General features: G+C 63.7%; 4 protein-coding genes. All 4 read left to right on the top strand.

Translation table 11 applies throughout. From position 1 onward, the window contains the following. Positions 1-95 precede the first annotated feature (95 nt). The gene (locus tag ABT116_RS45855) at positions 96-359 is read left to right on the top strand and encodes a hypothetical protein (protein ID WP_003942079.1); all 264 of its coding nucleotides are present in this window, start codon (positions 96-98) and stop codon (positions 357-359) included. Between the two features lie 54 nt (positions 360-413). Beyond that, positions 414-749: a DUF3349 domain-containing protein gene (locus ABT116_RS45850; protein ID WP_351647107.1), complete on the top strand. Its 336-nt coding sequence runs from the start codon at positions 414-416 to the stop codon at positions 747-749. Positions 750-753: 4 nt separating this feature from the next. Further along, positions 754-1,056, top strand: coding sequence for a DUF3349 domain-containing protein (locus ABT116_RS45845; protein ID WP_095970351.1), 303 nt, complete (start codon positions 754-756; stop codon positions 1,054-1,056). Then, the coding region (locus tag ABT116_RS45840; protein WP_351647104.1) for an AMP-binding protein at positions 1,053-1,462 on the top strand (410 nt) is incomplete at its 3' end. The genes ABT116_RS45845 and ABT116_RS45840, both read left to right, overlap by 4 nt.

Below are 1,462 nucleotides of genomic sequence, written 5' to 3'. Positions count from 1 at the left end.
GTGAGTCGGTGTTCGTCACGCGAGCCGAGATCCCGGCAGCCGAACCCACTCCGTCCACCGAAGCCACCCGCAACTCCTGAAAGGGGCGCAAGAGAATGCATCTACTGACCGATACCCTCGATTCGCTCTGGCAGGTAGTGGCAGTCGGACTGCTCTTCGGAGCGGGACTTCCGGCGATCTTCGCCTTCGGCCTCAAGTCGCTGAGCCTGCCGAACGCCGACGGCACCGAAGGACCGTCCACCCTGGGTAAAATGGGTGCGTACCTCTGTTTTGCGGTCGTGCTCGTCACGATCTTCGCCGGAATACTGTTGTTGATGAAGAACTTCTTGGCCAGCACGTTCGGAATACACGTCTTCTGAGTGGTCGTCGCGCTACACCACTGAAACCACCGAAACGAAAATGAGGCCGAGGATTTGAGCAAGTATTCATTGCGCAGCGTGCTCGACTGGCTGCGTGCCGGGTACCCCGAGGGCATCCCGGACAAGGATCATTTCGCGCTGCTCGCGGTTCTCCGTCGTCGCCTGACCGACGAGGAGATCGAGCAGGTCGTTTCGATGTCCGTCGAGTCCGCACACGAGGTACCGGACCGGCACGTCGACTACGACACCATCCGCGCCATCATCGAGGGAATCCTCAACGAGGAGCCCTCCGAGGACGACGTCGATCGTGTCACCGAAAGGCTGCGCGCAGGTGGGTGGCCGGTCATCGAAGACGTGGACACCGACAACGAAGTTCGAGACGTGAGCTGACGTCATGGCCCTTCCGCCCTTCCTCACGTCGATAGTCGGCTGGTTGCGGGCCGGCTATCCCAATGGCGTCCCCGAGCAGGACTACATCCCGCTCTTCGCCCTCCTCACCCGCAGACTCTCCGAATCCGAGGTCGACGCCGTCGCCGACGCGTTGATCGAGGACGGCGATCTGCCCATCGAGAAGACCGACATCCAGGTCCTCATCACGAAGATCACCAACGAGATGCCTCTCGAAACCGACGTCGACCGCGTGCGAAGCCATCTGGCTGACGGTGGTTGGCCGCTTGCCGGGCCGGACATCCGGTGAACGTTCTTCGCACGCTCGCGGTTCCGCAGGGCGAGGCGGTCTTCGAGGTATTGCCGCGCATCGCGCAGATCCTGGGCGGCGAGCAGGACGCCGTGCTCCCCGTCCCGGCGGCCGACGCACGCGAGACAGCTCGCCTGAGCGACGCTCTGCACCCCGATCAGCCCATCGACGACGGTATTTCGCTGGTGGTCGCCACGTCGGGAACCACCGGCACTCCCAAAGGGGCAATGCTCACCGCAGCTGCACTGCGAGCCAGCGGCGACGCGACCCACGAACGCCTCGGCGGCACCGGATCCTGGTTGCTGGTCCTGCCCCCGCACCACATCGCCGGTATGCAGGTTCTGTTGCGCAGTGTGCTCGCCGGAACACAGCCGGTGATCGTCGACGTCAGTGCGGGTTTCGACCC

Origin of the sequence: Streptomyces sp. NPDC002130 (assembly GCF_040296465.1) — a bacterium.
Lineage (GTDB): Bacteria > Actinomycetota > Actinomycetes > Streptomycetales > Streptomycetaceae > Streptomyces.
Note: the sequence above shows the minus strand (reverse complement) of the source record. Positions and strands in the feature narration are given on the sequence as shown.